This window comes from Segatella copri, from assembly GCF_019249655.2.
Taxonomy (GTDB): Bacteria; Bacteroidota; Bacteroidia; order Bacteroidales; family Bacteroidaceae; genus Prevotella.
The window spans coordinates 107,984-115,000 of the sequence record NZ_CP137557.1 but is presented as its reverse complement, the minus strand read 5'-3'; the positions used below and the strand labels follow the sequence as shown (position 1 = coordinate 115,000).

4 protein-coding genes, 1 tRNA gene and 1 rRNA gene (1 of these 6 running past the window's edge) are annotated in these 7,017 nt (G+C 47.3%); 3 read left to right on the top strand and 3 right to left on the bottom strand.

Going from position 1 to position 7,017, the window contains the following annotated elements; translation table 11 throughout:
* Together KUA49_RS00435 and KUA49_RS00430 are read right to left on the bottom strand one after the other, a co-directional pair.
* Nucleotides 1-8 (bottom strand) — tRNA-Ile (locus tag KUA49_RS00435) (it extends 66 nt beyond the left edge of the window).
* Nucleotides 9-140: 132 nt separating this feature from the next.
* A 16S ribosomal RNA gene (locus KUA49_RS00430) occupies nt 141-1,672 on the bottom strand.
* 560 nt (nt 1,673-2,232) lie between these two features.
* Between KUA49_RS00430 and KUA49_RS00425 the strand changes: the two genes are divergently transcribed.
* Nucleotides 2,233-2,898: a B3/4 domain-containing protein gene (locus tag KUA49_RS00425; protein WP_218413382.1), complete on the top strand. Its 666-nt coding sequence runs from the start codon at nt 2,233-2,235 to the stop codon at nt 2,896-2,898.
* A 413-nt stretch (nt 2,899-3,311) separates the two neighbouring features.
* On the opposite strand, the gene KUA49_RS00420 is transcribed toward KUA49_RS00425, so the two are convergent.
* The gene (locus tag KUA49_RS00420; RefSeq protein WP_218413381.1) at nt 3,312-4,103 is read right to left on the bottom strand and encodes a Cof-type HAD-IIB family hydrolase; all 792 of its coding nucleotides are present in this window, start codon (nt 4,101-4,103) and stop codon (nt 3,312-3,314) included.
* A gap of 226 nt (nt 4,104-4,329) precedes the next feature.
* On the opposite strand from KUA49_RS00420, the gene KUA49_RS00415 reads away from it, so the two are divergent.
* The gene (locus KUA49_RS00415) at nt 4,330-5,286 is read left to right on the top strand and encodes a FimB/Mfa2 family fimbrial subunit (protein WP_218413380.1); all 957 of its coding nucleotides are present in this window, start codon (nt 4,330-4,332) and stop codon (nt 5,284-5,286) included.
* 220 nt (nt 5,287-5,506) lie between these two features.
* On the top strand, nt 5,507-7,015 hold the full coding sequence (locus KUA49_RS00410) for a TolC family protein (protein ID WP_218413379.1): 1,509 nt from the start codon (nt 5,507-5,509) through the stop codon (nt 7,013-7,015).
* Nucleotides 7,016-7,017 lie beyond the last annotated feature (2 nt).

Genomic DNA, 7,017 nt, shown 5'->3' with positions numbered 1-7,017 from the left:
ATAGGACTGTGTTGGTAAAGAGTAGCATCTCTGCCGAACATTCTCTATCTCTTATTTAATTAAACAGATGGTGCGTACAAGAAGAGAAGCGAACTTTTAATCAGATTTCCTATCACTTCATAGGAAATTCGTCTCTCCAGAAAGGAGGTGTTCCAGCCGCACCTTCCGGTACGGCTACCTTGTTACGACTTAGCCCCAATTACCAGTTTCGCCCTAGGCCGCTCCTTACGGTCACGGACTTTAGGCGCCCCCGGCTTTCATGGCTTGACGGGCGGTGTGTACAAGGCCCGGGAACGTATTCACCGCGCCATGGCTGATGCGCGATTACTAGCGAATCCAGCTTCGTGGGGTCGGGTTGCAGACCCCAGTCCGAACTGAGACAGGCTTTAAGGATTAGATGCGCTTTGCAGAACACCATCTCTCTGTACCTGCCATTGTAACACGTGTGTAGCCCCGGACGTAAGGGCCGTGCTGATTTGACGTCATCCCCACCTTCCTCACACCTTACGGTGGCAGTGTCCCCAGAGTGCCCAGCTTGACCTGATGGCAACTAAGGAGAGGGGTTGCGCTCGTTATGGCACTTAAGCCGACACCTCACGGCACGAGCTGACGACAACCATGCAGCACCTTCACAGAGACCCCGAAGGGCGTCATTGTCTCCAAATCCTTCCTCTGCAATTCAAGCCCGGGTAAGGTTCCTCGCGTATCATCGAATTAAACCACATGTTCCTCCGCTTGTGCGGGCCCCCGTCAATTCCTTTGAGTTTCACCGTTGCCGGCGTACTCCCCAGGTGGGATGCTTAATGCTTTCGCTTGGCCGCTGACCTATTCAGACCAACAGCGGGCATCCATCGTTTACCGTGCGGACTACCAGGGTATCTAATCCTGTTCGATACCCGCACTTTCGAGCTTCAGCGTCAGTTGCGCTCCAGTGAGCTGCCTTCGCAATCGGAGTTCTTCGTGATATCTAAGCATTTCACCGCTACACCACGAATTCCGCCCACTTTGTGCGTACTCAAGGAAACCAGTTCGCGCTGCAGTGCAGACGTTGAGCGTCTACATTTCACAACACGCTTAATCTCCGGCCTACGCTCCCTTTAAACCCAATAAATCCGGATAACGCCCGGACCTTCCGTATTACCGCGGCTGCTGGCACGGAATTAGCCGGTCCTTATTCATAAGGTACATGCAAAAAGTCTCACGAGACCCACTTTATTCCCTTATAAAAGCAGTTTACAACCCATAGGGCCGTCATCCTGCACGCTACTTGGCTGGTTCAGACTCTCGTCCATTGACCAATATTCCTCACTGCTGCCTCCCGTAGGAGTTTGGACCGTGTCTCAGTTCCAATGTGGGGGACCTTCCTCTCAGAACCCCTACTGATCGTCGCCTTGGTGGGCCGTTACCCCGCCAACAAGCTAATCAGACGCATCCCCATCCATCACCGATAAATCTTTAATCTCTTTCAGATGTCTTCTAGAGACGTCATTGGGTATTAGTCTTACTTTCGCAAGGTTATCCCCAAGTGATGGGCAGGTTGGATACGCGTTACTCACCCGTGCGCCGGTCGACGCCTAGAAAAAGCAAGCTTTCTCTATCGTTTCCCCTCGACTTGCATGTGTTAAGCCTGTAGCTAGCGTTCATCCTGAGCCAGGATCAAACTCTCCATTGTAAAATATCATTTTTACGTCGTCACTTCCGAAGAAGTAACTCGGTGTTTGTTGTCTGTACTTAGGACGAATATCCTTTTCGTTTATTGAAGCTTAGTAAACCTGACTTGTCAATTGCTTGACGGTTCGTTTCTTTTACCCAGTCAATTTTCTTATTTCTAAGAAGTTAACCGCTTCTTGTACTACTTGTCTGTTTATGTAAAATCTTTCAAAGAACTCTTTCTTCTGTTGCTTTGAGTAATGCTTGATTTCTCAAAAGCGAGTGCAAAAGTACGAACAATTCTTGAATCCACCAAATTTTTCACGAAAAAAGTTTTATTTTACCTTATATTTTAACAGTTATAAACAATTATAAGCGTTTTTCTTTCTTTTTACTCCTTATAATATACATACACACATGTCATGTGTGTGCAGGCACACAGGCACGCATACCCATAGGCGTACGCATACGCAAACATATTTAATATACGATAAAAACAGGGAGAACTTTTGGCTATTCCAATATTTCTTCGTACTTTTGCTCTACCAATCAGTTAGGTTTAACAGAAAACGGAAATTCATCATGAAAATTATTGTATCAGAAGAAATCGAATCAGTTTGCCCCACCTTTGTAGGTGCATGCGTAGAAGCCAATGTAGTAAACACCCCATATTGTCAGGAACTCTGGGATGAGATTCATGCACTTGGCGAGATGTATAAGGAGACGCTGACCACAGAATCCCTGAAAGAGATGAGCGGCATCGCTGCCACTCGAAAGGTATATCGTGCCTGCGGCAAGGACCCTTCCCGCTATCGCCCTGCTTCAGAAGCCCTCATCCGAAGAATGCTGCAGGGCAAGGAACTCTATCAAAGAGATACGCTGGTGGACTTGGTAAATCTGGCAAGCATAGCATACGGCTACAGTATCGGCGGTTTTGACGCCGATAAGTTTGAGGGAGACACTCTGACCCTAGGTGTGGGCAAGGCAGGCGAACCATACGAGGGCATCGGCAGAGGCATAATCAACATCGAAGGCCTGCCAGTTTACCGAGACAATATCGGTGGTGTGGGAACTCCAACCAGCGACAATGAGCGAACCAAGATGAATCGCGACACTACCCACCTGGTGGTTCTCATCAACGGATATGATGGAAACGAACAGCATGTTCGCGAGAATGCTGAGTACATCATCCAGCTTCTGAAGAAGTATTGCCAAAGCGATGGAGGCAACTACTTCATCTATCAATAGTACTTCATCTATCAATAGTACTTATTTATAAAGAAAGAAATCTCTCTAAAAAGAAAAAGGGAACCGGCCACTGCCGGTCCCCAAGACGAGAGAGATATAAGTGTTGACATTGTCAACAACGAGGCAAAATCACTTTGCCTTATATCTTTATATTCATTATCTCTTATATGACAAGCCGCCTCACAAATATGACTTTTTGTCATACATCATCCCTCTTTTGTTTAACAACTTACAAATTCGGGTACAAAGATACATACATTTTATAAAACAAACAAACTTTTTGATAACAAAACACCACAATTACCTTATTTTTCTATCTTTTTCGTATATTTTCCGCATGTTTATTTACTTTTAGAAACTATTTATAACTAAAAAGAGACAAAAGGTAAGGATTAATATCAAAAAGCTGCACTTTAGATTACTCCATACTTCAGCAGGGCATTCCTAACTCCATCCTCATCTACATGGGTGGTAATATAATCGGCCACCTGCTTCAGTTCTTCGCCGGCATTGCCCATTGCCACACCCACTCCAGCTTCCTTGATGATAGAGATATCGTTGCCGCCATCGCCGAAGGCCATCGTCTCTTCAATGTTCAAGCCCAGATAATCTGCCATGGCATGAAGTCCCTTGCCCTTATCAGCACCACTTGCCGTGATGTCGGTAAAGGCAGGATGCCATCTGCCGGAAGTACAATTTTCGAGCGTAGGCATCAGGAGCGCCTCCTGCTCCACGGTGCAGAAAGGAGTAACCTGCAGGATAGCCTCATCACCCAAACTGTTGATATCGGTGACGAAAACGCTGCTGTCTACCCCCAATCCCTTGCAGAAAATCTCATAAACCTCGTCGGTATAATGATGAATGGCAAAACGAGTCTCGCTGACCACGATGGCAGGATAGTTATCTCTATCAGCAGCCTCGATGATTTTCTTCACGTCAGAAGGAAGAATGGCGTGCTGGCTCACCAATGTATCCTCCACAAAGCAGCGGGCACCATTGGCTGTGATGTAACCATCGATGAGATGCTCTATCTGACCGAGGTTATTGATGATCTGCTTGGGGCGTCCCGTAGAAATATACACCTCTACCCCATTCTTCTTAGCCTGTTCCAAGGCGTCCACTGTGCTCTGCGGAATCCTGTGTGTCTTGAAACTCACCAACGTGCCGTCGATGTCGAAAAACAATGCTTTTATCTTCTTATCCATAAATATGTCTTTTAAACCTTAATATATATAAAGAGGTGTAAGCCTCATCTTGCTCTGATTTTCAGGTGCAAAATTACTAAAAAACAGATAATTAGCAAAAGAAATGCAGATTTTTTAAATTTTCCTTGCCACTTTCGCAGAAAAAACGTATATTTGCTTCGACTTTCATGCACAAGAAAACATCTTGACCCATGCATAAGAAAGCAATCCAAAAACCTAAAAGATTATGAAGAAGAAGAACTACGCTCTCGTAGCATCCTTCCTGATGATGCTAGTAGCGACGCTTACTTCATGCGAAAAGTTTGCACTCGATGAAACGAGTACTGACCCACATGATGCAAACGCCAATGTAACCTTCCATGTCTCCATGGGAAAGAACCAGTCGACAGAATTCAACACTAAGGCTGCTGGATTCAACACCAAGGCTGCCGACAGCAATGCCATCCCGCTAGAGAAAGTATGCTCCCGACTCTCACTCGGCATCTTCGACGAAATAGGAAAGGTGAAGACCCTCAACACCCTATCTACAGACAAGGAATACGGCAAGCTCTCCGTCGCTCTGGACAAAGGCGAATACCGGGTAGTCATCATCGGACATAACGGAGCCGGCAACTGCACCATCAGCTCTCCGGAAAAGATAAAATTCAGCAACAACAAACTCACCGACACCTTTTATTATTACGGCAGACTCAACATCACCAGCGAGGAAACCGAAGAGACGATAGAACTGAAACGAGCCGTGGCACAATTCAAGGTCCACATCACCGACTCCGTCATCCCTGCCAATGCCCGTAGCATCAAGTTCTACTACTTGGGAGGCAGCAGCACCCTGGACGCTACCAGCGGTTACGGATGCGTGAACAGCCGTCAGACCGAAATATTCAAACTGGCAAAGGACCAAAGAGACTATTCCGTATATACCTTCCCGCACGAAGACAGTCAGGGACTGAACATGAAAATCAGCATTCTCGACGCCGACGGCAAACCCTTCAGGGAACTGGACAAAGACAACATCGAGGTGAAGTGCAACTACATCACCAAGGCAAACATCAGCATAGCCGAAAGTTCCGGCGACAATCCGGGTGGCGGCGATGGAGAAGATGAAGACGATAAAGGAAATGGCGGATTCAACATCCTATTCAATCCGGAATGGGCAGGAGAAATAAACGTTGAATTTGAATAACTTATCAAAGATAAAGAGGATAACTTATCAAAGATAAAGAGAATAACTTACCATATTATTTAGGAGAAAAAGAACAACGAGAATTCATCTTGTATGTTCTTTTTTTCCATAATATAATATATTTTTCGATTCTTAAAGATTTGATAATTAAATTTTCTTTGCCATTTAAGAATAATTCCATAATTTTGCATCCGATATTATATAATATTATTGTAAAAGGATGAAAAAAATATTAACTCTTATCATGCTGATGGGAGCAATGACTGCCGCCGAGGCTCAATCTCTGGAATTGAACCTGGACAGTTGCCGTGCCATGGCGCTGCGCAACAACAAGCAGCTCAATGCCTCTAAGCTCAAGAAAGACGTGGCGACCAACCTGAAGAAGTCGGCACGCACGAAATATTTGCCTAAGGTGGATGCCTTGGGCGGATACGAATGGTTCAGTAAGGAGATTTCACTGCTCAATGAGGGTCAGAAATCAGCTTTCAGCAATCTGGGATCCAATATCCTGGGCGGCATTTCTGGCAACGCCAACAATATGATGACCGAACTGGTGGGCAAAGGACTGCTTACCCCGGAACAGGCGCAGAAGATTGGCGGATTGCTCAACGAGAAAGGCGGCCTTATCCAGCAGCAGGGCAACGCCCTGGGACAGAGCGTGGTGGATGCCTTCCGCACCGACACCCGAAACATGTGGGCGGGTAGCGTGATGGTGCGACAGCCTATCTACATGGGTGGAGCCATCATCGCAGCCAACAAGATAGCCGACATCGGGGAGCAAATCGCCGACAACGACCTCGACATGCAGACCCAGCAGACCCTCTACAGCATCGACCAGGCCTACTGGCTCGCCGTTTCCCTGAAACAGAAGTACAAACTTGCCACCAGCTATCACAACCTGGTGAAGAAGCTCAACGAGGATGTGCACAAGATGATCCAGCAGGGAGTAGCCACCAAGGCGGATGGACTGAAGGTAGATGTAAAGGTGAACGAAGCCGAGATGAAGATTACTCAAGCAGAAGATGGTCTGGTACTCTCGAAGATGCTGCTCTGTCAGCTCTGCGGCATTCCGATGAACCAGCAGATAACCCTTGCCGATGAAGACAAGGAGTCGCTGGCACTTTCTGGAACACCTGTGGATACTGAGCAGCAGCGGATAGCCGCATCCGATTCTGCCATGAACACCCGTCCGGAGTTGCGCATGCTGCAGAACACCCTCGATATTTCGAAGCAGGCCACCAATCTGGTGCGTGCCGTCTATCTGCCACACGTGGCTTTAACCGGCGGATACACCATCTCGAATCCGAATGTATTCAACGGTTTCGAGAAGAAATTCGCAGGTGTATGGAATGTGGGCGTCATCGTTCAGGTGCCGGTATGGAACTGGTTCGACGGAGCCTATAAGGTGCGCGCAGCCAAGGCTGCCAGCAACATCGCCCAGATGAATCTCGACGATACCCGCGAGAAAATCCATCTCCAGATTGCCCAAAGCCAGTTTAAGGTAAAGGAGGCGCAGAAGAAGCTCAGCATGGCGATGAAGAACATCGCCAGTGCCGAGGAAAACCTCAGATGCGCCAACCTTGGATTCAAGGAAGGCGTGATGGAGGTGACCGACGTGATGGCTGCACAGACCGCCTGGCAGCAGGCACAGAGCCAGAAGATTGACGCAGAAATCGACGTGAAGCTGACCCAGGTGGGCCTGAACAAGGCACTGGGAATCCTGCAGTAATT